The organism is Treponema sp. R6D11 (genome assembly GCF_054786075.1).
Map to the genome: position 1 here is coordinate 1 of NZ_BDHD01001314.1, position 332 is coordinate 332.

General features: G+C 43.4%; 1 protein-coding gene. It reads right to left on the reverse strand.

Annotated features, from left to right (window positions below; all coding sequences use genetic code 11):
* Positions 1-332 (reverse strand): 30S ribosomal protein S8 (gene rpsH / locus ACYVTD_RS18565; RefSeq protein ID WP_461249066.1); only part of this gene is annotated, 332 nt, incomplete at both ends.

A 332-nucleotide genomic window follows, 5' to 3' on the forward strand; every position in this document is an offset into this window, starting at 1 on the left:
TTGTTACACCCTGCGACGTCGAAACGATCAGGGTTCCGTATCCGTTCAATACCCTTGGCATATTTTGATATCCCATATAAACACGGCGACCGGGTTTTGACACCTTTTCTATGCCGTGAATAATAGGAGCGGTATTGTCATCGTATTTAAGGAAAACCCGGATAACATTCGCTCCTTCCTGGCTTGCCTTCTTAAAATTCTTAATATACCCTTCGGTCTTTAATATTTTGACTATCTCAAGCTTAAGCTTGGATGTGGGAATATCTACTTTTTCGTGCCCTGCCATGCCGGCATTTCTAATCTTCGTCAGCATGTCTGCAACTGGGTCTGAT